The sequence below is a fragment of the Paenibacillus sp. NPDC058898 genome, from assembly GCF_049316025.1.
GTDB lineage: Bacteria > Bacillota > Bacilli > Paenibacillales > Paenibacillaceae > Paenibacillus_AQ.
This window is the reverse complement of the sequence record NZ_JBMOSM010000004.1, coordinates 530,189-556,203: the sequence shown is the minus strand read 5'-3', so window position 1 is coordinate 556,203 and position 26,015 is coordinate 530,189. Positions and strand designations below refer to the sequence as shown.

The following is a 26,015-nucleotide window of genomic DNA, read 5'->3' as shown; positions in this document are numbered from 1 at the left end:
GCGTTTTTCGGGCGCAAAAATAGACCTCCACCTCATTCATAAATAAATCAGGCAAAGGTCTCGCTAAACAACATAATCGTTGCCAATAAAGCCGGGGATGGTTAATCCCGTAATGACGACTTTACTTACGATATAGAATTTATAAGTTATCAGTGAGCCCATAAAATTCTATATCGCAAGAAAACCTACCTTTGAATCGCGGTCGCTCATCCTTGAAAAGGCCACGATAGAAGGTTTTCTTATGAAGCTACTCCCCTTTGGGAACTATTCGGTTGGACATATTATAACATATGAAAAATCGCTTGTATATTCAATTTTTTCCACCCTAGATACGATGCTTAGCTGTCTCAAATGTGGGCAGTATTCCTGTTTTTTTGCTATCATGGTGCTATTCTGGTTGAATTTCGCAAAGTGAGGATTCTTCATGAAGAGATGGATCATACCCGCAATTTATACAACAGCACTGACGCTGGCTTTTGCATACCGACAAGAAATCATGGACTGGTTAGGAGGAAATCCCCCACTCTACCTGATGATCCTACTGGCAACCCTGCTTGCCTTATTTCCCATTGCACCCTACAAAGTCATCATCGCTATTCTTGGCTATGCATATGGAACCGTCTGGGCTGCTGCCATTTCGTGGTTCGGAACCACGATAGCGGCCGTCATCCTGTACGCGGCTGTACGGTCCTTGTACCAGGAGCCCGGCAGGCGACTGCTCAGTAAATATGCGGCTGTCAATAGGTTTACAGCCGTGGTCGAACGGCGCCCCTTTCAGTCGATCCTGCTCGCGCGCCTACTGCCCATCATACCGCAAATGGCCGTCAATATTTATGCAGGTGTCGCATCCATACCATTCTGGACGTACACAACCGCTTCAGCCATCGGTAAAATCCCTGCGATTCTCCTGTATGCTTGGCTAGGCAGCGGGTTTGCCGATCATCCGCTCCTCTTTGTGAGTATCGCGGGCGGACTCATGCTAGTTACCGCATTATGTCTGGCCGCTATCCGGTGGTATAAAGGGAGACAGAATTAAATGGAGCATTATTTTGGTTTCCCTGACCAAAATGATTATAATATAGAGTAAGACTTACATTTAAAATGTTATAACGATGGAGGGATAATAGATGAATAATCGTTCAACCCCAAGTGAATTGGCTACCTTTGCGGGAGGCTGCTTCTGGTGTATGGTCTCTCCTTTTGATGAGCTGCCGGGCATTCTGAAGGTCGTTTCCGGCTATACGGGCGGCCATAAGGAAAATCCGACCTATGAAGAGGTATGCTCTGATACAACGGGTCATTACGAGGCCGTTCAAATCACATATAACCCGGAAGTGTTCCCTTATGAAAAGCTGCTTGAGCTCTTCTGGCAGCAAATCGATCCTACGGATGAGGGCGGACAATTCCATGATCGGGGGACATCTTACCGGACCGCTATTTTTTACCATACGGAGGAGCAGCGCAAGCTTGCCGAACAATCCAAAGAAGAGGTAGCTGCCAGCGGACGATTCGACGGGCCGATCGTAACGCCTATCATACCAGCCAGCACTTTCTATGAAGCTGAAGAATACCATCAGGATTATCACAAGAAAAATCCGAGCCATTACAAACGCTATCGCAAAGGCTCGGGACGCGAGGATTTCATTGAGCAGCATTGGTCGGATTCGGTAGACCCAGCCGAGCTTAAACAGCGCCTGACACCGATCCAATATGAAGTAACCCAGAATAACGCAACCGAACCTCCGTTCCACAATGAGTTCTGGGACCATCACGGAGAAGGCATTTACGTGGACATCGTATCCGGCGAGCCGCTCTTCAGCTCTACGGACAAATATGATGCCGGCTGCGGATGGCCGAGCTTCACCCGTCCGATTCGCGAATACAACATCAAGGAAAAAATGGATCTCACCCATATGATGGTCCGTACCGAGGTAAGAAGCAAAAAAGGAGACTCGCACCTCGGTCATGTATTTGACGACGGTCCTGGACCGAACGGACTTCGTTACTGCATCAATTCCGCGGCACTGCGGTTTGTACCGAAGGAAGAGATGCAAAAGGAAGGTTATGGCGAGTATTTGCAGCTGTTTGAATAAATCGAAGTATCCCAAGTGCATTGTCCTTCAGGGGGCAATGCACTTTTTTCGTGCCATTGAACACGCTTATTCAATTTGGTTACACGGGGTAATATACACTACATACGAATAACAGTTGAACTGGAGGGATCGCAATATGCCTTGGAACAAACATGATTATCCGCCATCCATGAAAAATCTAGAGCCGCGGGTTAGGAATAAAGCCGTGGAAATTGCCAATGCCCTGCTGGAGGAAGACTACGACGAAGGACGTGCCATCGCTATCGCCACCGCCAAGGCACAGGAATGGGATGAGAATCATCCCAAAGAAGAGGAGTAACCCCACAACATCATAGATATACGAAAGAAGCTCACCCTGCATGCGGGTGAGCTTCTCTTAGTTGGACCGTATTATGAACGGCCGCTAACAGTTGGCTGCGCTGTCTTCGGAGTAACCGGGGTGCTTGGGGCACGGACCGCCTTCCGAATCGGTTTCTTTTCCGTTTTCTCGGTACCGTACGTCACTGTGATGGTGATCACTTGTCCGGCAATCGATACGGCTAATATAGTATATAAGGTTTCAACCAATGGCATGTAGAATAGCGATAATAGCAGAACTACGGCATCCATTAGGAAAAACACCGTCCCTACCTTAAGCCCGCTCCACTCGCTGAACAGCACGGAGATCACATCGTCACCGCCTGTCGCCCCGCCATAGCGGAGCACGATGCCAGCGCCAAAGCCCGTCAATAAACCGGACAGCAGCGCGGCTGCCAGCAAGTTATGATTCAGATCGATCACAAGCGTGGAATACCGCTCGATCAATGCGTAGAACAACGTAAACATGCTCGCCGCAACAACGGTATTGATAATGAACTTCCGACCTTTGATAAACAAGGCAATCAGCAGAACCGGTATGTCCATGAGGACCATACTTAATGCAGGCGGAATATCAAGCGCATATTTGCCAAGCAGCGCAAGGCCGACAAAGCCGCCTTCAGTTAAATGATTGTAAAAATTAATGTGATAATACGTAAAAGCCATTAAAAACGTTCCGAACAACATCGCCGACATCGTGATAATTGTGTTTTGTCTTTTCCTCATACAGGATCCCTCTTGTCGTAGTAGATTGGTCAGACATAGGCCAATCTCTACATAGAGGCAACCTGGAGGAGTTCATCCTTCGAACCATAGTTCCCATCCTTTCGTGAGAGACCGTCCTTGTCTTCAGACATCCGACTTCGCTCTACGAAAGAAGCTATGTGTATGAGAGATCATAACGTTTCCAAATCGTCCTTTGGGGATTCGTCCTTCGGGGACACATGGTATCCTGATCCTTTCTCGTTTTAATTAGACTGCTAATATTATTATAACACAGTTGGCATACAAGCTAAACAGCTGGCTAGAATGAACTGGAATATATATATGAAATATGTAAAAAAACCCGCTTTCAGAACTCTCCTCCATAAAAATACCCCTGTTCTGTTCACATATTCGCTAAATCCGATGTGACCAAAATCACAAGTGCCCTTTCTTCCCTTATCTATACTTAAATTGAACACGAATTCGACTTATGAATCAGGGGGAGTCCACATGTTAAGCCAGCATACGATTGAAGTCGTTAAATCGACCGTTCCTGTTCTTGAAACTCATGGAACGGCAATCACGACTGCATTTTACCAAAAATTATTTCATCATCATCCGGAGCTTCTTAACATATTCAACCATGCGAATCAACGAGAAGGAAAACAGCCCTTTGCCCTTGCCAATGCCGTGTACGCTGCCGCAGCCCATATCGACCGCCTTGAAGCGATCGTGCCGGTTGTTAAGCAGATCGGACACAAGCACCGGGCATTAAACATTTTGCCCGAGCATTATCCAATCGTAGGCGAAACACTGCTCGCCGCCATGAAAGAAGTGCTGGGAGATGCCGCAACACCCGAAATTATCGAGGCCTGGGGCGAAGCTTACGGCGCCATTGCCGATGTCTTCATCGGCATTGAAGCAGATATGTACCAACAAGCCGCGAACGAGACCGGCGGTTGGAGCGGATACCGTAATTTCGTGATTGACCGGAAAGTGGAAGAAAGCTCTGTCATCACTTCCTTTTATCTGGTCCCACAAGATGGCGGTGAGATTTCCGCTTATGAACCCGGTCAATACATTACGCTCCGGGTAAAACCTGAAGGTGAAACCTATTATCATAATCGTCATTACAGTCTCTCGTCCGCACCGGGTCAGCCTTACTACAGAATAACGGTCAAGCGTGAGGATGAGTTAGAAGGAAAACCTGCCGGCATCGTCTCCACTTGGCTGCACCGTCAGGCTGAGGTTGGGACCGTTCTCGAGGTCACGGCTCCGGCCGGTACATTTACCCTGGATACGGACAGTGACCTTCCGCTTGCCTTGATCAGCGGCGGTGTCGGTTTGACCCCGATGGTGGCTATGCTGGAAACCGTGCTGCTGAATCAACCCGGCCGGAAAGTAACCTTTATTCATGCGGCCAAGTGCGGTAGTCAGCATGCGATGAAGTCTCATATCGATGCACTCGCCTCCAAGCATCCGCAGCTAACCTCTTACGTCATTTATGAACAGCCGGAATCCGAGGATCAGTGCCACCAAGCAGGCTATATTGATCTTGATTTCCTTCGCAAAACCGTCGATGCGAAAGCCGACTTCTACTTCTGCGGTCCGGTTCCGTTCATGCGTGCCGTTAACAGTCAACTGAAATCCATGGAGGTACCTTCCGACCGGATTCATTATGAATTCTTTGGCCCGGCAGGTACATTGGAAGATTAATTAACCATACGGAGTCAAGCCTAATCAAAGGGTGCCTGTCTTGCATAAAGACAGGCACCCCTTTTGGGTTGAACAAGCTTGCTGTCAATGATTATTCTGCGAAGAAGTTCCTATGTATCCTGCCCCGTTTATATCGTTCGCAATTCGGGCTAGATGTGCTTGTCCTGTTCCCGCAGCAGCCGGTTTACCGTTTCTCTTCTCACGCCGATCAGCTGTCCGATCTCTTCCTGAGTCAGATACTCGGTCAAGTGTATTCCCTGTGAATACTCATCCAGCCACTGGATCAGCAGTTCAAGCCGCTCCGCAGGTCCTCCTACCGTCAAGTGATCCAGCCTCATCTGCATGAACCGCACCTTTTCCTGCAGCAATCTGGCGACCTCGAGCGGTTTCTGCGGATCCTCCTCGAGCTGGCGGTACCAAGCTTCAGCCGATATGAGCTCCACTTCGCTCTGGATCAGAGCGATCGCCGTTCCATGTGTCTCCTTCGGGCTGATCAACGAATGATGCGGCACCGTTTCACCAGGATATAAAATATTGAAAAGCACCATATTGCCGTTCGGATGGAGACGGGTCACCTTGAACAATCCGCTCCGGATGTGATATAGATGGTCCCCGCTATCCCCTTGCCTGAACAATATTTCGCCTTTATGAAGAATCATTAATGAATCGCCTCCTGATGAATGCAGTTATCAGGAGTGTAAACGATATGCCGCCATGAATCCACTGGGATCAATAAACAATTGCCAATATTTAATGGTTGCACGCCGTATATTGTTGGCATACCATGTGTATGATAGAACATATGTTCTTATGTATTTCATGTCTTAGGATGTGTCTCTTATGATGAAGCCTTCCACGCCTCCTCCGCCTTCACTAGAAGACGAAGCCCTGATTCGAGATTATCTGCTGCATCACTTCATTCAGTCTGTTCTCGAGCGGGATATTCAAATTCTCAAGACCCTTACACTCAAAATGGCTGACCTCTATATCTTAAATCTGCAGCTAATTAAAAAAGAAGATTCGGATCATGCCTGGATCATGCAGCAGCAGATGAGGCGGCGCGGCATCCGGATTCATAGCCAGAGCCGTACAGCCGCGGAAGGGCTGCAGGTTCAGTATTTGTGTCGCGGATATGAATGCAGTCTTCTCTGCGAATGGCACTCCCTGAGGGAAGAGATAAAGGATCGGCTCGTTTCGTATCTTGGCACGGATTTTGCGGCATACTAGCACCAACTACGTACAAGATAGGAGCGCGCATGAAGAATATCTTTCACATATATTCTGCCGATATCCATAGAATCATCCGTAATTGGGCTGCAGGCGTCATCATTACCGGGCTTGCTATTCTTCCTTCTCTGTATGCCTGGTTTAACATTGAGGCCTCATGGGATCCCTATGGCCAGACCTCCGGTGTATCTATTGCCGTTGCTAACCTGGATAAAGGCACCACTCTTCGCGACCAGCCCATTAACCTGGGTAAAGAAATCGTGGAGTCCCTCCATCAAAATGAGAAGCTGGGGTGGCGGTTTACGGAGGATAGTGAGAACGCCATTCAGGGTGTACGGCACGGTGATGATTATGCCGCCATCATTATTCCGGAGAACTTCTCTGCCCGGATCGGCACCGTGCTGAGCAATGAGCCTGTCAAAGCTCAGATCCTTTATTATACAAATGAGAAAATCAACGCCATTTCTCCCAAAGTGACGGCCAAGGGCGCATCCGGTGTTGTAGAGGAAATCAGCAAAAACTTCATCAAAACCGCCAACGGCACCATCTTCGAGATTTTCAACACACTCGGGATTGAGATCGAGAACCAGCTCCCGGCCATCAATAAAGTACGAAATCTTCTGTTCCGGCTTGAAAAAAGCTTTCCGGAGCTCAATGAAGCGGTGGGCACAGCCGCAAAGGATATTAAGCTGGCCAACCGATTGGTTCAGCAAGCTGGCACCGCTCTGCCTCGCCTTGAAGAAATCGCCACGGACGGCAAGGCTATGGCCGGTGCGCTGGCGGAGTTCGCGAATGAGGCCGCTGGTGCCTCGAAATCGCTGGAGCCTGCTCTGCGTCAGGACTTGGAGGTACTGGCTGCAACCACCGGAGCACTCTCACAAGTGCTGGACGCTCTAGGACAAGCCAACATCGACCCGAAGGAGCTGACCAGCCGCCTGAACGCTGCGCAGGAACGCGCCAAGACAGCAGCGCAAGCCGCGACCCGGCTGGGTCAATTGTTCAAGCGACTGGGCTCGATCTCCCCGGCGGCAGCTTCCGGGGCGGCGAAGCTTGAGGATATTGCCGCACGATGGACCTCAGCCCAAACCGTGCTCCAAACCATAGCGCAAGCCGTGGAACGGGGAGAAGAAACACCTGCAGATGCCATCGATAAGCTGAAGAAGCTAAACGATGACATTACGGGACTAACCAACACGGTGTTAAGCCGATACGATACGGAGATTGGTCCAGCGATAAGCAAATCCTTCACCAAGGGCGCAGGCACGGCCAAGCGTATTCAGCAGGAGCTGACCCAGGCGCTTGCCAGCGTCCCCGACATTCAGCATTTGCTCAAAGATGCCCAGAAAGGGCTCAAGGTAGGCGGCGAAGAAGTACAGCTGGCCCAAAGCCGTCTGCCGGAGGCCGAGCTTCGAATTACACAGCTGGCGAATCGGCTGCGTGAGATGGAAGCTGCAGGGGATATCCAAGAGGTTATCGATTTGCTTCAAAATAATTTCGAGCTCGAAAGCCAGTTTTTTGCCGAGCCTGTTACGCTGGAAGAGAATCGACTCTACCCTATCCCGAACTACGGGTCCGCCATGTCTCCCTTCTTCACGACGTTATCCTTGTGGGTAGGTGCCCTGCTGCTTGTTTCCCTGCTCTCCGTTGAGGTTCATGATGAAGAGAGAAGCTTCCGCAGCATCGAGGTTTACTTCGGACGCTATTTAACCTTTTTGACCATCGCCCTGTTCCAAGCGCTATTCGTTACCCTAGGTGATATCTATCTGCTGGGAACCTATTTGGTGAATCCGGGCTGGTTCATCTTGTTTGCGCTGCTGATTAGCACCATCTTCATGCTGATTGTATATACGCTGGTGTCCGTATTCGGTAATGTCGGAAAAGCGATGGCCATCGTGCTGCTCGTGCTGCAGCTTGCAGGCGCAGGCGGAACGTTTCCGATCCAGATGACACCGCCGTTCTTCCAAGCATTGCATCCGTATCTGCCATTCACCTACGCCATCAGCATGATGAGAGAAGCCGTTGGTGGCATTCTATGGGATATTGTCGTCCGAGATGTCCTGTTCATGCTGATCTTCGCGGCAATTGCGCTAATGATCGGGATTGCACTCAAGAAGCCGATCAACCGGGCCAGCGGCGGTCTCGTCCGCAAAGCGAAAGCCTCGAAGCTCATCCATTAATTTGTACATCGTGCGCACTGCTCCTTGTGCACACGATGCGTTGTTCGGGGCATGCTTGGATGGCTGGTCGGCCATCTTAGCCTCCTTTCGGTCCGTATACTCACACAGAAAGACTATTTGACTACAACATGAGTCATTCCTTACGCAAAAGGACACCCCAAGCGGCTTCTTGGAGCCATGGGATGTCCTTATTTTTCGTATACATTCACTTATGTTTGGATTGCTGATGATAAGCTTTCAACTGTTGCAACGAATCTTCTTCCATATCCCCTAGCCGCCAGATCGCAATCTTCGATATACCCGCGTCTCTCGCCGTATCCATCCAGCCGGCAATGGTCATTCCATCCGCATACCATACGGTATGGCCGAAACCTTGGTCGTCCGTATATTCAAAATACAGGGCACCGCTTGACGGATCCCGCTTCGGATTGTCCGAGATGGAATGCGCCAGTTCCACCGCACGCTTTTCCGTTAAAGAGACAACCTTGCCGTTATTAGCCCAGTCAAACCCGCCAACCGACAATGCGATGGCATGGTCTCCCGGAATCCCCTGCAGTTTATCTGCCAGCTTCCTTATCATGGCGTGATCCGCCTTTGGCCCCGGTCCGCTATGCCCTCCGTACAAGTTATATGCCATCAGGACATAATCCGGACCTGCCGGCAACAGCTCAAAGGATGAATGGGATATCCCCGGCTCCAGCACGATTCGAAGAGAGAAACCCTCCGCTTGTAAACGTTCATACAGCTCCTTGTACAGAGTGGAAAGATTCGCCCAATCTTCCTTGCGTACCTTCTCGTAATCCAGTTCCACACCGCTAAAGCCATGCTGGGATACCACAGCCAGAATATGCCCGATATGCAGGCTGCGGCTTTCCGGAGTAGCCACGATCCGGGAGATGAGCTCTGGATCCTTCTGGTCCGCCGTCCCATCGGTATCAAAGCGATCGTTTACGATGGTCAGTACCCGGCGAAGCTGTTTCCCTTTCCGGGAAATCTCCAGAAACTCAGGCAGCCCCTCCCGAAAATCCGAAGTAAAATGGAGTTCATCTTTATGATTGAAGTAAGCTGCAAAAAAATGGATTTCTTCAAGCTCACTACCAAGCTGCTTCAGATCCGTAATGCCCGTCCTCCACTGCCAATCCGTAATCCAGGCAGACAGCTTCACTCCCGTTTGCGGTAACTGAACCTGCAGCGCTTTCTCCTGCTCTTCGGTGCGCAGCCACCAGAAAGAGACAGCAGCACACAAAGCCATCAGTACCAGAGCTCCTGCCCATTTCCTCCTGCGATTCTTCATTCTTGTTCACGTCCTACGCTATCCGAATTTAAAAAGTCTCCACAGCCCAGTCAACCGCCCGGCTCAAACTTCTCTGCACGCCTGTCAGGACACCGGTCAGTCCGGACGGCTTGTTCGTAAACAGCAGCTTCATATCACCGCTCGCAGGCTCGGATTTAATGGTGACATCTTCAAAAACAGCGTCATAAATATCATCTTTCTCATTCTGCTCATGATATTGCGATTCAAACGCCACGCCCCCTGCACCAATCGAAACATCCACAGACTGCTGATCCAGAATCAACTGTTGATCGACACTCACGGACAGGGAATGGCCTTTCACCGAAATCTCCAGCCAACGGTTGCCAAGTATGTTGACCGGATACTCATTCTCATCATCCCGGTCTCCGGACTGCGTCTGCTCCTTGGTATATACCGATGCCTTATCGAATTGCAGGTCCTCTTCCCCCCACTCGACCTTCGGCAAGGAATAGGTGAACAGCTCCTCGGGTGCTTGACCCGCTCTCTTCTGTTCTACCACCACGTTATTGTTCTCCAGAAGAAGCCTTAAGTAAGAGCCCTTCGTCCGGTCGTAACGGACATAGATGGACTGCCGTCCTACCACATTACCGAGTGCCTTCGCCGAGACGGTTATGTCAGACTCTTCGCCGCCCTTCAAATAAACGATCCCTGCCTGTGCCGGAGGCGATGTGACCACGAAACGGTTATCCGCAAATTCAGCCGCTCCGCCAAGCAGCTCCCACTTATCGGCCTGCTGCTTGTCCCCTCGCACAAACTGCATAGATTGTCCTTGGTCCTTGTGCAGCTTCATCAACAGGTGATTGGTAGACCAGTAAGGGGCAGGCTGGACCCGAGTCAGATTATAAAGATCGCTATCCTTCGAGTTGAAGGCCATTCCTTCCCGGTTGAAATTCATCCCAAACAACTGCCGAATCTGCTCCGTATTGGCATTGGCTACAAGCTGATTCATGCCTCCGCCCAGCGCATTGGCGTGCATGATCATATACGTGCCTGGAACGTAACCAAGCGCTTTCGTGTAAACCTTATTCATCGCTTCATAGTCCGCTTGGATCCGTTCTTCCATCTCCGCGCGGTTCTCGAGCGGAATCATATTCTCGTCACGTATAAAATCCATCAAATAGTGGTTGTAATACTCCACGTTGGATTTGCTGGTCAGTTCACTTTCGTCCTTAACGCCGATATAACGGCCTTCATGATCAAAAATATTAATATAAGTCAGCCGGTTGCCGTTGGTCCCAAGCTCCCAATAACCGGTGCGGGTCATCTTCAGCATATCCTTCGGCTGCAGAAATTTCCGTTCACTGTTGCCCATTTTGTTGGCATAGGACAGGAAAGTGGCCTTATAATTGTATTTCTCCAGCAGCGGCTGCGCAAACAGTGCGGAGTCATTCCGTCCATCTTCAAAGGACAGGTACAGCGCTTTATCCGGCAGCTTCTTGCCATTACGATAATAATCCATAATATCTTGCTGCGAAATCGTAGTGTAGCCCTGTTCATATAAAGCCCTCAGCTGGGCGTCCAGCTGGCTCTTGGATACGAGCTTGGATGTCCCGGTGCGACCGACTCCAAAATAGGATAGCGCAATAAAGCCCTGATCCTGACGCCAGGCTGATTTGTCCGGCTCCTTATAGGTGCGAAAATCGAAAATTGCATTCGCCAGCAGGACGACTACTACGGCCAATACAACAACCTGTGCCGTAACTTTGATGATTTTGCGGCGATTTTTTCGCTGAACATTGAGGGCTGCATTTCGTTTTTTACCCATTTGTCATCCTCACTTCAACCGCTTTGACACGATCAGAACGGTAATCCGAATTTTTTGCCTTTGCGCTTGCGAGCTTCCTTCTTCTCTCTCGCTTCAATATCTTGCGGCGTTTCCCGGGTCCCCCATGTCGACTTCCAGAAGGTAAACCAGGCCACCGGCATCTGCCATAACAGGACAAATTCATAGAACAGACAGAACACGAAGCCGAACACCCAGAGCCTGCTCTTGCGAAACAGCAGGTGGGCAAGACTCATCAGCAGCGCCATCAGCAGCAAGCCCATCAGGAAAGTCCCTGGGAAAATGCCATGAACGATCGGCACGTACATCAAGTTATAGGCAACCACCACAGGCGCGGCAATCGGCACGATCAGGCCTATGTAGAAAAACAATGCCATAAACGGCTCTTTGCGCCAAATAAAACTTCCGGCCCGGAGCGACTCGCGCAGCCAGGAGCGCTTCCAGCGCATCTGCTGCTTCAGGAACACCTTCATCTGTGAAGGGACAATTGTCGAGCATATGGCGGAATCCTGGTAACCGGTACGATGTGTTTTCAAAATAAAGTTTGTCATGCTTCGGTCATCCCCGAAGGTGGCGGGTCTGCCCAAAAACTTCTGGTTCAGCCAGGCGTCCGCATGCTGCATGATGAGCTCTTTTCGATAGCAGGATAACGGGCCCGAGAGGCAGGTCACGCTGTCAAACCAAGACTCTGCCGCTTTCATGATCCGGAATGCAATATAATAACGGACCGTCTGCAGCTTCGTCATGTTATTGGTATATTTATTCTCGACGTCCGTTCGGCCGGCAACGCCACCCATCTTAGGGTCCTGAAAAGGCTGAACGAGGTGGCGCATCGCCATCGGGTCCAGAAAGCTGTCGGAATCCACGAAGACCACCAAATCATGCTTCGCCATCTCCACACCTTTGACAAGCGCGACCCGCTTGCCCGCATTCTCCGGCAGCACCGTATAGGACAAGCGTTCGCGGGTAGCGTAACGCTCCGCCTCGGAGTGAATCACTTCAATCATATCCTTGATCTGCTGTACCGATTGGTCTGTCGATCGGTCATCAACGACAATGACCTCCAGCTTATCTACCGGATAGTCCTGATTAATACAGCTGAGAATCGTACGTTTGATCCAATCCGCTTCATTGAAGCAGGGGATGATAATCGAAACCCCCGGTGTATAATCCGGATTGATCGGCACATCGCGATATAACGCCCCGAACAGGTAGCGTGTCAGCAGAAACAGAGCTGCGATTAAGCTGTACAAATACAGCACCATGTTGTATTTGAAATAAATAATGCTCTCGGCCCGCATCAGTATGATGAAGAGCACCGCCATGAACATCAAGGCGCTGGCAGAATACACGGAATAGCCCCACCGTTTGCGCTGAAAATATTCCGTCAGCGGCTTCTCAAATTCTAAGGCCAGCATATGCTCTTCACCAGATTCTGCCGAATTCGTGGCCCGACGAACGACGCTTGCATCCATCCTTACGGCCGATTCGAAACCCTCGGGCATGGAGCCCGGCGGGATACGGAATCGGGCCTTTACTGTGTCACCCACTTCAAGGCCAGAAGCGTCGTCCGGCAGCCTGAGCAGCAGGCCGGTGGCCGAAATATCGGCAGCCTGTCCCTTAATTCCTGCTTTTTTCTTTTTCCCCTTGGGAACGATCCATACTTCGAATTCCGCTTCATAACGCAAGCTGAGCATACGCAGCTTATTTGAATATTCAGAGCTGGACACATCATCCCCAGGCTGCTGTGCTCGGTTGCCTCTTCGGTCCGCGTTCAAACGGATCCGCTCCGGATCGGGTACATAGGAAAGAGTACGTCTATCTGTACGCGGAACCGCAAGAACTTCCTTGGTGATCTTCGGTTGCTTTCTTTTTATAATCCTCATTGCTTTCTCCCATCGTTATCTACAAACTCCAATAATGAAAGCCATTCGCTTCATATTCGGTTTTTGGATAAGCTCCCTTCACGTCGATCAGAAGCTTCGCCTCTGCAGAGCTAAACATGTCCTTGAATTCGGCAACCCCAAGCTGCTTGAACTCCCGGTGAGCAACAGCGACCACCGCAATCTGGATGTCTCTCAGTTCACTCATGTCCGACAGCTCGATACCATATTCCTCATATGCCTGATGTCGGTCTACGTGCGGGTCTGCCACTATCGGCTGGATCCCGTAGTCCTGCAGCTCCCGGATAATATCGATGACCTTGGAGTTGCGGATATCCCGGCAGTCCTCCTTAAAGGCCAGACCCATTACCGCCACCTTCGCCTTCATCAGATTAATACCATGGCGAACCGCAAGTTTAATGACATGCTGGGCGATGTATTTCCCCATTCCATCATTGATATGCCGCCCGGCCAAAATAATCTTGGAATGATATCCCGTGTCCTCGGCCTTATACGTCAGATAATAAGGATCAATTCCGATGCAATGACCACCAACGAGCCCCGGCCGGAACGGGAGGAAATTCCACTTCGTTTCCGCTGCCCGCAGCACGGCATTCGTATCGATATCCATCTGGTTGAACAGCATGGAAAGCTCATTCATGAAGGCGATATTGATATCGCGCTGGGCATTCTCGATAACCTTGGCCGCTTCTGCCACCCGGATGCTTTCCGCCCGGTGGACCCCCGCATCAATGATCAGCTCATATAGACTGGCAACCGTTTCCAGCGCCTCCGGATCATTGCCGGACACAATTTTCACGATGGTCTCGAGCCGGTGCACCTGGTCTCCGGGATTGATCCGTTCCGGGGAATACCCCACCTTGAAATCTTCGCCCAGGCGCAGGCCGGACTCCTCTTCGAGAATCGGAATGCACACTTCCTCCGTAACGCCCGGATATACCGTTGACTCATACACAACAACCGCTCCCCGGGTCAATGCGCGGCCGACCAACCGGCTGGCATTGCGCACGAATTTCAGGTCCGGGACATTTCCGCTTTTCACGGGTGTCGGAACAGCCACAATAAAGCAGCGAGCCTCCTTAAGCTTGTCCGGATCCGAAGTGAAGGCAGCCGTGCAGTTCGTAAGCAAAGCATCTCCGATCTCACCAGTAGCATCGAATCCGCAGCGATACTGCTGCACCTTGGCCTCGCTCAGATCGAAGCCGATGACATCCAGCTTTCTTGAGAATGCGACCGCCAGCGGCAGGCCTACATATCCAAGACCGACGACCGCCAGTCTGTCTACGCGGTCCAGCATGTTTTCATATAATTCCATCTTATTCCATCTCCATTGCGGCTTTGTCCTGCAGCTGCATCATGTCCGCCATTTTTACAAACGTATATCCTTTATTCTTCAGCCCTTCCAGTACACTTGGCAGAGCTTCAATGGTATGAATGTCATCCAGCATATGCAGCAAAATGACGCTTCCCCGTTGTGTCTTTGTCATTACCCCGTTCACAATATCGTCGGCACTATTGGAAACATCCCAATCCAGCGTCGTCACATCATACATCGCAATGACCGGATAACCGGTAGCCGCCAGCGCTTTGGCCCGTTCATCATCAACCACACCGGTCGGCGGACGAAACAGCATGACAGGTTGCTGCTGTATGGCCTCCGTAATGACCTGGTGGGCCTTGACGACATCCTTCTGCAGCTCTTCGGGCGTTAGCGATGTCACGACGGGATGACTGTAGGAATGATTAGCCACATCATGTCCGCCTTCCACCATCGCCCGCGCCAAATTCGGGTTGCTTTCCACTCCTTTGGCCCGCAGGAAGAAGGTGGCTTTCACATCATGCTCCTCCAAAATATCAAGGATGCGGGTTACCGTTTTGTCGCTTCCGAAATCATCAAACGTCAGGGCAACTTCTTTTTTGTTGGTATTGACTTTATAAACCAGTTCATATTTCGCCTGTTCATAATCCGGGTTCATTCTCGCAGCGTCGTATCCCGGAATTAACTCGAGCGGTTTTCGCTCGCCGCCATTTCGCACCAGCTCATCCAGCGTGACCCATCGATAACCGATATCGTCCACGGCCTGGGCGATGTATTTAATAGAAGATATCACTTCCGGATTGACGTCGGTATTCATGGAAATAATGCCGCCTCTGGAGATGAACCTGGTCACATACTCTCCAATCTCTTCAGCACTCTGCATGTTGCGGTCCTTAGGATTGATGTTATAACTTACAACAGCCTTCATCCCGAGATGCGCGGCTGCCAGTGGCACTTCTTCCGGATAATCGCCGGAGCGTGTCCGAACATAGCGGGGCTGGACGCCCGTTTCCCGCTCAATGACATCGTTCGCAAGCTTGATCTCCTTATAGATCTGATCGTAATCAAGCTGACTCATATCGAGCTGATTGAGCGTATTGTTCTCAATTTCATGGCCTCTGGACAAAATGGCATCGGCAATGTCCGGTTCCTCCGCCACTCGGATGCCCGGAAGAAAGAAGGTCGCCTTGATTCCGTACGCATCAAGCTCATCGATCAGGGCCATCATGGTCGCTTTATCGCCCATGCCGTTAAAGGTAAGCGCCAGTTCTTTCCTGGCCGTGTAAACAAACGGGATTTCCCTACTCTTCTCTCCCGTATACCGTTCCACTTGTTGAACAGTCGCTGTCGAACCGCCCGTCTCATCGCCGGGAGCTTGCTTACCTCCAAAAAGACCGCAGCCACCCAATAACGTCAGGGTTAACAACAGTCCGGTCATTCTCGTAAGTATGTATAACTTTCGGGTTTTACTAGAATCTCTTTTCATCTGGATACTCCTTTTAAATTTCAAACAGGGTTTTTCTTAAAGCCCTTCCTGAATAAACCAATAGAATATAACACCAACGTATCATAATTGCTATAACTTTTTAGAAATATTCATAGATTTTCATCATTTTCATATCTTTGAATTACAATAACGAACCCCGGTCGTCCAGCTTATGTAATCCGTTGTCCCATGTTTTTTCAAAACCGACTCTTACCCCTTGCCGCTTGATGATTCACATTATAGAATTCAGTTCTATACAATTTCTAAACAATTTCCGTTTCAAACCGGGGCCTCCCCCCCTGTCAGACAAAAAAAATACCTCCGAAAGTCTATAAAGACCTTCGAAGGTATGTTGAATAGTGAATGATTCATGTTGTTCATGCTGTTACCATTTAACCTGGAAATCATAATGGAATCTCATGCAAATCAAGGCTCTTCCCCAGCCATCGCGGTTCGTTTATGAACCCAAGCTTGGTAGTGATGGACGGCCATTCCCGCAAAGGAGGAATGGTCGCTGCCAAGTTTGGCGGCACGCAGGGCTTCGTCCTCCATCTCCTGTTCGCTCTTGGCAAAGAAGGTCAGATGCTCGCCTTCCTCCGTATCCCCGAGCTCCATGCCGATCCAGACGGACTTGCCGAGTTCATCCGCCTGCTCCAGCTCTTCCTTGGACAACTCATACATCTGCTCCCCGCTGTCCCGGTACGCCATAACGGCAATCGCGTCCGTGTTCTGGATCATCCAGCGGCTGAAGGAGTCAGCATCCGCGCTGCGCGGTCCAGGTACCTTGTCCAGCCAGAATGGAACGGCCGCACTGAACGAGAGCCCCTGACGCTTCGCCTCCTGCACCCAAACCTCCATGTTTGCGCTCCATTCTTCCACCACCTGTGCCTGTTCGCGGCCCCATCTCCGGAGCACATAGGGCTCGACATCGAACTGCACGCCCTCGAATTTCTCCTCAGGCGCAGCCGTACGATTGTACGCTTCCAGCCAGGTCAGCAGCTCCATCCCTTTTCGCCGGCCTTCTTCATAAGCCCAATCCGGCTGACCGTTCAAGGCGTGAACACTGATGCCCTGCTGATGTGCTGCGGCCACAAAATGGCGGTACTCCTCGTCCGTCACCTCTTGTTGAATCTGCAAAAAGATCGTTGTAATGCCTTCACTGCCGCTAAAGGCTACAATCTCCTCCGTTTCACTTCGGATCAGACTTGCATCCCACAGCCATGTAGCCTTGTTCTGATTCACCTTGCCTGACGGGAGAAGAAAAAGGATCAGCAGCAAAAGACAGATGCCGGCAACCAGGATGATCCACTTCGCTTTTGCATGTATAGGCCTCATTCTTCTCGTCCATTTCATTAGATCAAGACAGCCTCACCCGGCTCAGCTACATGCTGAACAGAATGGCCGATCTTGTAAATATGAGGTTCGGCGAACGCTTTAAATGCATTTCGCGTATCTAAGATCGGCACACCGGTCGAAGCGATTGAATGATAATCCAGATTGCTGTGGTTTGTGATGAGGACGATGCAATCGTAACGGCTGAATTTCGCAAGATCATACTCCACGCTGTGAATCGTCCCGCCTTGCTTATCCACAAAACTGTGGGCATACGGATCGTAATAATCCACATAGGCACCATTTTCCTTGAACTGTTCATATACTTCAAGACCCGGAGATTCACGCAAATCGCTGATATCCGGTTTGTAAGCCATGCCTAACAGCAGGATATTGGAGCGCTTGATCGATTTGGCATATTCATTCAGAATCGTAGCCGCCTTGTTGATCACGTAGTAAGGCATATTATCGTTGGTGGACTGTGCCAGCTCAATGAATTTGCTATAGAAGCGAAAGCCCTTGGCCTTCCAGGACAGATACATGGGATCCAGCGGGATGCAATGGCCGCCGATGCCCGGTCCCGGATAGAACGGCATGAATCCGAACGGCTTGGTTGCCGCTGCATTGATCACTTCCCATACATCAATGCCCATGCGGTCACACATCATGGCCATCTCGTTGACAAAGGCAATATTCACGCTACGGAACGTATTCTCCAGCAGCTTGGACATTTCCGCCACCTTCGGGTTGCTGACGGGTACCACCGTCTCCACGTATTGCTTGTACAACGCTTCGCCGAGCTTTAGGCAGGCTTCCGTCGTTCCGCCGATGACCTTCGGCGTATTCCGTGTATTGAACCGGCTGTTGGATGGATCGACCCGTTCCGGCGAGAAGCACAGATAAAAGTTTTGGCCAACCTTATAACCGAGCTTCTCAATCGGCTGTTGAATCAGTTCCTCCGTGGTTCCCGGATAAGTCGTGCTTTCCAGCGTAATTAACAGATTAGGCTTCATAAAGCGCTTGAGCTGATCGACTACCATTGTAATGTAGGAAGTATCCGGGTCCTGATTCTCACTGAGCGGCGTTGGCACGCAGATGCTGACCGCGTCAATCACAGCAATCATGCTGTAATCCGTTGTCGGCTTAAAGCGTCCGGTTTCCATGCATGCCGCAAGCTCTTCGGACGAGATGTCCGTAATATAGGACTCGCCGCGGTAAATTCGGTCAATTTTGTCAGAATCCAGATCGATACCGATGACCGTGAATCCCTGTTTTACCATTTCTACAGCCAGCGGCAATCCTACATAGCCCAGTCCCACAACACCCAGAACGGCTTTCTTATTCTCAATGGCACTCAATAAAGTTTCATATTCCTCATTCACAAGTATTCAACCTCCATCGGATGTATAGTCTATTTGTCTATTTCTTTTGCCCATTCGCCAAAAGACAGACCTCGTTTTGTTGAACTCTCTCCTTGCGATTAAAGAACCTCTCAGCTCAAGTAATCACGTATCATTCATCAATTCTGATCAAACTAAAAGCGTTAATAACGATGTGTTTAATGAAGGCAGCGGCGGATGCGGGCATCCAGCTCCACCGGCGAGAACGGTTTGGTTACATAATCATCCACCCCGTTTTGGAAGCATTGGCTGATCGTTTGCTCCACACGTTTTTCGGTTAATACCACAATTTTCGGCGGTTCCTTCACATCCAGCTGCTGGATATGATGAATGAAAGGCAGTCCATCGATGCCATGCAGATTGAGCTCGGTCAGCACAAGATCCGGCTCCCATTTCGGGATAAGATCCAGTGCCTCCAGACCATCTACCGCTTCAAGTGTTTCATAACCTTGCATGGTCAAGCGGATCTGTAAAAACTCCCTCACCGTGGCATCTTGATCCACGATGAGAATGCGGTTTTGACCGCTGTCTGCTTCCTCCTGCGTAAATATATGAATATCCGAAGAGGTGCTGAGCTTGGCCGCTTCCGCCATCTGCTTCAGCGTCAACGCTGACGGCGCTTCGGTAAGCGCGGCAAGCGTAATACGCGGATCTGCTTGCTCCATACGGCCTTGCAGATGCTGCTTCAGGAGCAGCGCCTGATAATGGGCGGCATCCAGCGAATATCCTGGCAAGGTAACAGCCAATACACCGGTATTGGTGTCTTGCAGTACCTCACCATTCACGCCGGACAACTGGTCCACAAAGTTTTGAACCTCCGCCAGCCCAGCCTCCGTCTCGGACGGATTGCCTGCACAGTACAGAAACAGCAATGCTGTCCCATGGCTATGGTTTCTCACTTCCTCCTCCAGGCGGCCATAAAAATCAAAGGCCTGCACGCGTTGCAATGTTGCGGATTGAGACATAACTGTAGGTCCCACCTCTCTTTATATTTTGATGCTGTTACATATGAACCGGGCCTTGAAGTCAGGCAGCCTTGTTCTTATCTTTCCAGCTCTGCCGGGTCATGGTACCCCATGAATTGTTGTTTTGCAGATATTGAATATGCCCCTGCACTCTCCACAGCACACCTAACTGGTGGTAACCCACGAATTTGAGTGCCGAGAAGAGGAGCATCTTCACCAGATCGGACAATTTGGTATACCGGCGGAAGGCCATCTCCTCCAGGATGAGAGCGCCCACGCTGAGCAGGTACCCACTTAAAAAATTGACGAGTCCAAACACGACCAGCACATGCCAATTTGTCATATCCAGCAAAACATATCCAAGCAGAGCCAGAAGGCCCGTAATTCTGAAGTAAGGGTTTAGCGCTTCAAAAATAACGTTGTAGGGCATCGTCAACAAGCCCATGACTTTATATTTCGGATTGAACACCATATCACGGTTCTCGATCATGTTCTTCAAGTTTCCCCGTCCCCAGCGCTTGCGCTGATTGGACAAAATATTGTAGCTGTCCGGCGCTTGCGTCCAGCACACCGCTTCCGGGCAAAAGGAAACGCGATATTTGATTTTATTTTCCAGCATATAGCGGTGCAGCTTGATAATGATGTTCATATCTTCCCCGGGGTAACCTCCTCGATAGCCGCCCACCGCAATGACATAATCTTTGCGGAACAAGCCGAAGGCTCCCGACACGATGATGAGTCCGTTGAAATGACTCCACCCGATTCGTCCTCCCAGGAAAGCTTTCATATATTCGATTGATTGGAACATCGGCCATATCCGGCGCGGCAAGGATACGTCCTTAACCTCTCCATTCTCAATCACGCAGCCATTGGCGATTCGAACATCCCCGCCGATGGCCACCGTTTCCTCGGGGTTCTCCATATACATGCGGGCCATCCGAATCAGCGCATCCTTCTCCAGCAATGAATCGGCATCGATGGAAGAAATCAGCGGATAACGGGACAGGTTAATGCCCGCGTTCAATGAATCCGCCTTACCGCCGTTCTCTTTGTCAATGAGGTAAAGCTGCGGGTATTGCGGATTATAATAAATGCCGCGAACCTTGTTCGTATTGATATTGCCGCGAACCTCCGGATTGGGCAGCAGTGTCAAACCGTACTCCTCAATCAGCACCTTCAGCGTCTCGTCGGAGGACCCGTCATTGATGACGATGACCTCGTAGGTTGGATAGTTCAGCGTCATCAGACAGCGGACATTCTCCGCAATGGTCAGCTCTTCGTTATAGGCCGGAACCAGCAAAGATACCGATGGAACCAGTTCCGAACCCGAGAGCGTATTGTATTTGGAATACGTCGCGCGTCTGAAAATATCTTTAATATTTCTGAAAGAAAACATCAGAATTACAAAATAAAGCGCGCTAACGATCATGACGTAATATATCGCCACCATACCGTAAGTGAGCAGGATATCTCTAAGCAGTGTAATCTCCTCCTACTCCTGCAACTGTGCCGATCCGTTTGTTTGTTTGAACACCGAAATAACGATCGTACACCAGTTTCTTTTTATTAAAGGCCACCATTTGCTCAACTTGCTCGTATTCGACTTCGTTGGACATGATCCGTTCGATCCGGTACAAGGCCGTTTCCCTGGCCGGACCTTCTCCTGTCAACGCGGCTTGGCACAATGTCTCGAAGCCTTGTTCTCCCAACATGGCCAGGCTCTCCGCGCTGTTGTTGCGCACATGCCAATTCTCGTCCTTCAAGGCGGAAGCCAGAATCGGAATGCTGCCTGCGGCATGAAGCCGTCCCAGCGCTTTTGCCGCTGCTGCGCGTACTTCCCACTCATGATCATTCATGAGCTCCGCAATGGTATCATCCTTCAGGGCCGGGTAGGAGCCAAGATACAGCTTGACCGCCTCCGCACGCACGTCCTTTTCCTCGGATCCGACCAATCGATCGAGTGCCGGCACGACAGCCGGAATGGCCTGCCCCCACATGGCTACAAGCGAAACCTTGACCAGTCCAGGATCGGGATCATCCAAGAGCTTGCGCATAAGGCTGGCCGAATCCAGCCGGGTTTCAAGCAAAATATCGGCAGCCATATGATGAATGGCTTTATCGTAGGACAGCAGCTTGGACAACATTTCTCGAATTTGCTGTGACTGAACTGCGCTTTTGGCAATCGCCCGTGCAATGATGATGGTCATCGGACCATATTTCGTACGGTTCATCAGATGCTGAAGCTGCGGCACAGCCTCTTCCGCACGCATCCCCCCAAGGCGGTAGACCGCTTCAATACAGCGGTCTTTCCGCAGGCTGGATAATGCCCGAATCTCCTCTTCCACAAATCCGGCTTCCCGGCATAAGCGCAGGAGCTTCTCTCTGGCGTCCCCTTTGAATTGCTCGATCCACTCGATGAACTTGGCTTGAATGACTCGGCGCTCTGCCGATGTCAATTTGCCCGGAGGAAGCTCCAGCGTCGTATCGTCATGCAGATGACTCTGCACATACACAAAATAATCATGATGTTTTTCTGTTAAGCGTTCCGTTTCTCTTTGTATGGCATTGTGCTTGATCTTCATTTGGAACAACAGGATAATGCCGGCTGCAATAAGGCCGAGACATACATAGGCGAAGACGTATGCCATTTCTAAATTTGAAAACATATCCGATGGCTCCTCCTTTTATTTAGCATCTGGTTCCCGCTCCGTTTCAGGCAGACGGGTGTATATGTCCTGCATATCATAATAGCTTTGTTTTAATCGTTCACTGTACTTGGTTGCTTCCCACAGCTCCCAAGTATAGGGTTCGATCTCCTCCAGGTTGATGGATTCCGCCGATCCTGACGCTGAATCCCCGTTGTTCTTAGATCGCTGTGCGATCCACGGAGCCAGCCGGATACCTTCCGCTGTGATCGTGCTGAATGTACGCTTGTCTTGAAGCGGACTGTAATCCAGCACCTGCAGCGAACTCGGATCCCCGAATCCGAGCAGCATCCAAGGGATTCTCATCTCAACGAATCTGTCTTGATACTGCCAGGCTGTAAGAGAATTAAAATCCGGAGATTGCGGATCACTGGTCCCCCGTTTCAGCATCCCTACTCTCTCATCCACAAACGGATGGGAGAAGCGGGTATCCGGCGGATTCATCAGCAGGCTGATGGCCAGCTTCCAGGAATGAAACGAACCTCCAGGCACTACAGGATCATCCTTGGTCCCCTTGGCTTCCTCACCTGGCAGCATCCAATATCCCTCCTTACCGTACAACCGGCTGTGGAAATCGTATGATGGTGCTATGGTGACCTGGGACTCATCCTCTTGGCCTAACTGAATTAATGTTTCCAAAGCCCCGCCTTTGAGCGTTCGTCCAGCTAGCTCTTTCTTGGGAATGTCGCCGCCAGGGATCGTGTCTGCTCCGATAAAGAGCTTGGAACGTTCGGGATCAAATGCTTCTTCCAGTTCCATCCCGATATACAGATAGGCCTCATCATGTGTCAGCTTCATGCTCTTGACGCCCGGAGCTGTTCCGGACCAGGTCTTGACTTCCCCTTCGGGGACCTTATCCCAATCGCTGAGATCTCCGTCGATCGTGATCTGCTCTGCCTTGCCCGGCTGCATGGCAAGAACACCGAACATCTTCTCATTCGTCAGCACATTCAACCAGAATGCCCGGCGGTCTGCCGGTATTTCAAAAGGCATCGTATTCCATGTCTTCTTGAACCATTCGTCCTGCCACATGAACAAGATGGCCCCGGAATAACCTTCGTCGTAAATATCCTGGGTCAGCGAGACGTTAACCGAGCCTTGCTCAGCTTCGTCGTGTCCCCCTTGATCCTTACCTCCAGGACCATGGTGTGAAATACCGATGGATGACGGTACGCCGTATTCGGTGACCATAATCGGCATATCCTCGAACGCTGCCTTCAATTTTCGCAAGTAGGCTTTGTACGTGTTGTACCCCCCATCCCCATCGGGAATGGTCTGTAATGTTTTGTCCGTACGGAAAAAATCCGGATAGTACGGATACACATGGTATGCGGCAAAATATCCTGCATCCCAGTTCACCGGTTCTACATGCCTCGCATCGACAGACACCAGGTCTTCCTCAAACAGCGGTTCCCCCGGATGCTCAAGCACATCGGTTGTGACCCAATTGGTAAATGTCATCGGATGCTGCCACCCATACTTCTGCTCCTCGGCAGCTGTATAGTCCAATAAAGATGCCAGCCAATTCTCGAAGGGACTTGCGTCCTTCGTCCCCGAGAAATAGGCCCCCTCATACTGAGGAACATCCTTATGTACCGTGTTGGTGTTATCGACCATGGCAGGGTCCCATTCGGTTCCCACATGCCAGGCCATTAGGTACTTGCCGGCATTGACCTTATATTTGCCACTCGACTGTCCATGCTTCGGCTCAACGTTGATATCACCGTAGACAGCAGCAACAGCCTTCGATATCTCCGCTTTGAACGTCTGGATGATTTCTTCGTCATACGCATCCTTACGCTCGATTAGCTGCTCCTCCGGTGACCAAATGCCCTGCATGAAGTACAAGGGGTCATCGCCTTTATCCCGGTTATATTTCACCAATGCAGAATAAAAGACCGGATTATGCACGGTGTAGACCCTGATTACATTCGCTCCCATGTCATCAATCTGTTTAAACCAGCGAAGGTAATCCTCCTCCGTTGCCGGAAGCTCACCGGGATAATGTCCAGGTACGGTTGCCCCTAGATTCACGCCTTTGGCAAAAACCTCTTTCCAAACTTCGTCATCCTCATATTCCAGAAAGGAGGTTCCCTCTGTTTTGAATTTCATTTTCACGCCGTCCGCATCCGCATACGTTTTTAATGACGGCCGTAGATATCCTTGAATTACAGCAGCACCGCAGAGAAGCACTATTGTGCAAAGTGCTGCGATCACCCACCATTTTCGCCTGCTCATCGTCTTCGTTGCTCACCTGCCCTTTCTTTGACATGCTTGTTGCTGCACCGACATATGACGACTGAGCCATACTCGTCATTGTATAGCCGATGCGTTCCCGATACCATATTCCTTCTTTACCAACTTTTCCAATATCGATAGTAGTCAAAAAGAAGTAAAACAAACCTCTTCCACATTTTTCCCCCGATAAAGCGTTCCGCTGCCTCCTCGTCCCTGTCATTTGACAACTTCACAGCCTGATGTTAGTTGTGTTCAGTGAAAGCATCGCAGCCCGATAAGGCTGGAACCGTATGACTTCAGTCCATCAGAGGAACGCAGCGAGATGACGAAGATTTTCAGAAAATTTTCGTGAATCATAAGGTTAAACGCAGAAAAATTGCTAAAGTTCCGGTCATTTTTACATCATTATCCATAGTTATTACAAATTTGATACCAAAGTCGTATAAAAAAACGGCTGAGAACCGCATTCTGTAAAGGTTTGGCAATATTAACCTTTTATACAAAATAAGAATAGAGTCCTGTACCGGGATTGTGTAATATTCTATAGATTTGACACCCGGGATCAAGTGGTAAGTATCTCCTATTTTTTATGATTTCGGTTTGGATTTCCTCGCATCGTGGTATATGAATTAGTTTGGGAAATTTCAGATCCGCGGCCAAACAACATAAATTAGACCCGGTCCCTTGTAGATCCGAGTCTGTTGTTGACGATATAAGATTGAAGATATTACCATGATTACCGTTTATTTATCAAGGAAATAACTGCCTTCACCACCAAAATGTCGGATATCTTCGCTCCTTTACCGCATTATTGACGAGCAGAGCCACAACCACGATCATGACCGAGCCGGCAAGCACCGGCGTAAATAAGAATGACCAGCCGCTGCCAGCCATAATGACAACCAAGGGATCTGCACCAGCCGGAGGGTGGGTCGTCTTGGTTATGCCCATCAAGCTGATCGCCGCTCCCACACCAATGGCCATAGCCCAGATTCCGTCCCCCAGAACCTCAAGCGTTACAAGTCCCGTGAAAGTGGAAATCAGATGCCCTCCAATGAGGTTCCTTGGCTGTGATAGCGGCGCATCCCAAACCGCAAACGCAAGCACACAGCTCGCACCAAAAGGTGCCATGATCCAAATACTCTCTGCAAGCGACGTCAGAAGAGCTAATAACCCGATGGAAATAGCGCCGCCGATAAAACCAATGGCAATATTCATGGGACGGACGGTCAACGGACTTCTAGCTCCACCTTTCATTTTTTGTACATATGCTGCTGCCTGATCCTTCATCGTA

The 26,015-nt window shown here is 50.2% G+C and carries 20 protein-coding genes; 6 read left to right on the top strand and 14 right to left on the bottom strand.

Annotation, left to right across the window (positions count from 1 at the left end; genetic code table 11):
- Positions 1 to 424: 424 nt before the first annotated feature.
- The 3 genes from ACOZB4_RS14505 to ACOZB4_RS14495 all read left to right on the top strand — a co-directional run bounded on the left by ACOZB4_RS14505 (position 425) and on the right by ACOZB4_RS14495 (position 2,412).
- Positions 425 to 1,036: a TVP38/TMEM64 family protein gene (locus tag ACOZB4_RS14505; RefSeq protein ID WP_379406408.1), complete on the top strand. Its 612-nt coding sequence runs from the start codon at positions 425 to 427 to the stop codon at positions 1,034 to 1,036.
- Positions 1,037 to 1,127: 91 nt separating this feature from the next.
- The gene (msrA, locus tag ACOZB4_RS14500; RefSeq protein WP_076320831.1) at positions 1,128 to 2,093 is read left to right on the top strand and encodes a peptide-methionine (S)-S-oxide reductase MsrA; all 966 of its coding nucleotides are present in this window, start codon (positions 1,128 to 1,130) and stop codon (positions 2,091 to 2,093) included.
- Between the two features lie 136 nt (positions 2,094 to 2,229).
- Positions 2,230 to 2,412, top strand: a complete 183-nt coding sequence (locus ACOZB4_RS14495; RefSeq protein ID WP_379406409.1) for a hypothetical protein — start codon at positions 2,230 to 2,232, stop codon at positions 2,410 to 2,412.
- Positions 2,413 to 2,483: 71 nt separating this feature from the next.
- On the opposite strand, the gene ACOZB4_RS14490 is transcribed toward ACOZB4_RS14495, so the two are convergent.
- A complete protein-coding gene (locus ACOZB4_RS14490; RefSeq protein ID WP_379406410.1) occupies positions 2,484 to 3,176 on the bottom strand; it encodes a YitT family protein in 693 nt (230 codons plus the stop codon).
- 489 nt (positions 3,177 to 3,665) lie between these two features.
- Between ACOZB4_RS14490 and hmpA the strand changes: the two genes are divergently transcribed.
- Positions 3,666 to 4,871 carry an NO-inducible flavohemoprotein gene (gene hmpA / locus ACOZB4_RS14485; protein WP_076320828.1) on the top strand — a complete coding sequence of 402 codons (1,206 nt, stop codon included), beginning with the start codon at positions 3,666 to 3,668 and terminating at the stop codon, positions 4,869 to 4,871.
- Between the two features lie 149 nt (positions 4,872 to 5,020).
- Here hmpA and ACOZB4_RS14480 read toward each other — a convergent pair whose 3' ends face one another.
- Positions 5,021 to 5,530: a Crp/Fnr family transcriptional regulator gene (locus ACOZB4_RS14480; RefSeq protein ID WP_379406411.1), complete on the bottom strand. Its 510-nt coding sequence runs from the start codon at positions 5,528 to 5,530 to the stop codon at positions 5,021 to 5,023.
- Between the two features lie 181 nt (positions 5,531 to 5,711).
- On the opposite strand from ACOZB4_RS14480, the gene ACOZB4_RS14475 reads away from it, so the two are divergent.
- The gene (locus ACOZB4_RS14475; protein WP_379406412.1) at positions 5,712 to 6,098 is read left to right on the top strand and encodes a hypothetical protein; all 387 of its coding nucleotides are present in this window, start codon (positions 5,712 to 5,714) and stop codon (positions 6,096 to 6,098) included.
- Between the two features lie 29 nt (positions 6,099 to 6,127).
- Positions 6,128 to 8,275: a YhgE/Pip family protein gene (locus tag ACOZB4_RS14470; RefSeq protein WP_379406413.1), complete on the top strand. Its 2,148-nt coding sequence runs from the start codon at positions 6,128 to 6,130 to the stop codon at positions 8,273 to 8,275.
- A gap of 205 nt (positions 8,276 to 8,480) precedes the next feature.
- Here the strand turns inward: ACOZB4_RS14470 and ACOZB4_RS14465 are convergent, their stop codons facing one another.
- From ACOZB4_RS14465 to ACOZB4_RS14410, 12 genes are all read right to left on the bottom strand, one after another.
- On the bottom strand, positions 8,481 to 9,569 hold the full coding sequence (locus ACOZB4_RS14465) for a glycosyl hydrolase family 18 protein (RefSeq protein ID WP_379406414.1): 1,089 nt from the start codon (positions 9,567 to 9,569) through the stop codon (positions 8,481 to 8,483).
- 28 nt (positions 9,570 to 9,597) lie between these two features.
- On the bottom strand, positions 9,598 to 11,355 hold the full coding sequence (locus tag ACOZB4_RS14460) for a polysaccharide deacetylase family protein (RefSeq protein ID WP_379406415.1): 1,758 nt from the start codon (positions 11,353 to 11,355) through the stop codon (positions 9,598 to 9,600).
- Positions 11,356 to 11,387: 32 nt separating this feature from the next.
- Entirely contained in the window at positions 11,388 to 13,259 is a 1,872-nt protein-coding gene (locus ACOZB4_RS14455) for a glycosyltransferase family 2 protein (RefSeq protein ID WP_379406416.1), read from the bottom strand.
- 19 nt (positions 13,260 to 13,278) lie between these two features.
- Positions 13,279 to 14,592: a nucleotide sugar dehydrogenase gene (locus tag ACOZB4_RS14450; protein WP_379406417.1), complete on the bottom strand. Its 1,314-nt coding sequence runs from the start codon at positions 14,590 to 14,592 to the stop codon at positions 13,279 to 13,281.
- Position 14,593: 1 nt separating this feature from the next.
- Positions 14,594 to 16,081, bottom strand: coding sequence for a polysaccharide deacetylase family protein (locus ACOZB4_RS14445; protein WP_379406418.1), 1,488 nt, complete (start codon positions 16,079 to 16,081; stop codon positions 14,594 to 14,596).
- Between the two features lie 426 nt (positions 16,082 to 16,507).
- Positions 16,508 to 17,416 carry a hypothetical protein gene (locus ACOZB4_RS14440; RefSeq protein ID WP_339292920.1) on the bottom strand — a complete coding sequence of 303 codons (909 nt, stop codon included), beginning with the start codon at positions 17,414 to 17,416 and terminating at the stop codon, positions 16,508 to 16,510.
- Between the two features lie 17 nt (positions 17,417 to 17,433).
- Positions 17,434 to 18,795, bottom strand: coding sequence for a nucleotide sugar dehydrogenase (locus ACOZB4_RS14435; RefSeq protein ID WP_339292919.1), 1,362 nt, complete (start codon positions 18,793 to 18,795; stop codon positions 17,434 to 17,436).
- A gap of 176 nt (positions 18,796 to 18,971) precedes the next feature.
- A complete protein-coding gene (locus ACOZB4_RS14430; protein WP_379406419.1) occupies positions 18,972 to 19,778 on the bottom strand; it encodes a response regulator transcription factor in 807 nt (268 codons plus the stop codon).
- A gap of 61 nt (positions 19,779 to 19,839) precedes the next feature.
- Entirely contained in the window at positions 19,840 to 21,207 is a 1,368-nt protein-coding gene (locus ACOZB4_RS14425) for a glycosyltransferase family 2 protein (protein WP_244878917.1), read from the bottom strand.
- Between the two features lie 43 nt (positions 21,208 to 21,250).
- Positions 21,251 to 22,444 carry a HEAT repeat domain-containing protein gene (locus ACOZB4_RS14420; protein WP_379406420.1) on the bottom strand — a complete coding sequence of 398 codons (1,194 nt, stop codon included), beginning with the start codon at positions 22,442 to 22,444 and terminating at the stop codon, positions 21,251 to 21,253.
- A gap of 18 nt (positions 22,445 to 22,462) precedes the next feature.
- Complete coding sequence (locus tag ACOZB4_RS14415) at positions 22,463 to 24,721, bottom strand: hypothetical protein (RefSeq protein WP_379406421.1); 2,259 nt, start codon at positions 24,719 to 24,721, stop codon at positions 22,463 to 22,465.
- 768 nt (positions 24,722 to 25,489) lie between these two features.
- Positions 25,490 to 26,011 carry an HPP family protein gene (locus tag ACOZB4_RS14410; RefSeq protein ID WP_215156132.1) on the bottom strand — a complete coding sequence of 174 codons (522 nt, stop codon included), beginning with the start codon at positions 26,009 to 26,011 and terminating at the stop codon, positions 25,490 to 25,492.
- Between the last annotated feature and the right edge of the window lie 4 nt (positions 26,012 to 26,015).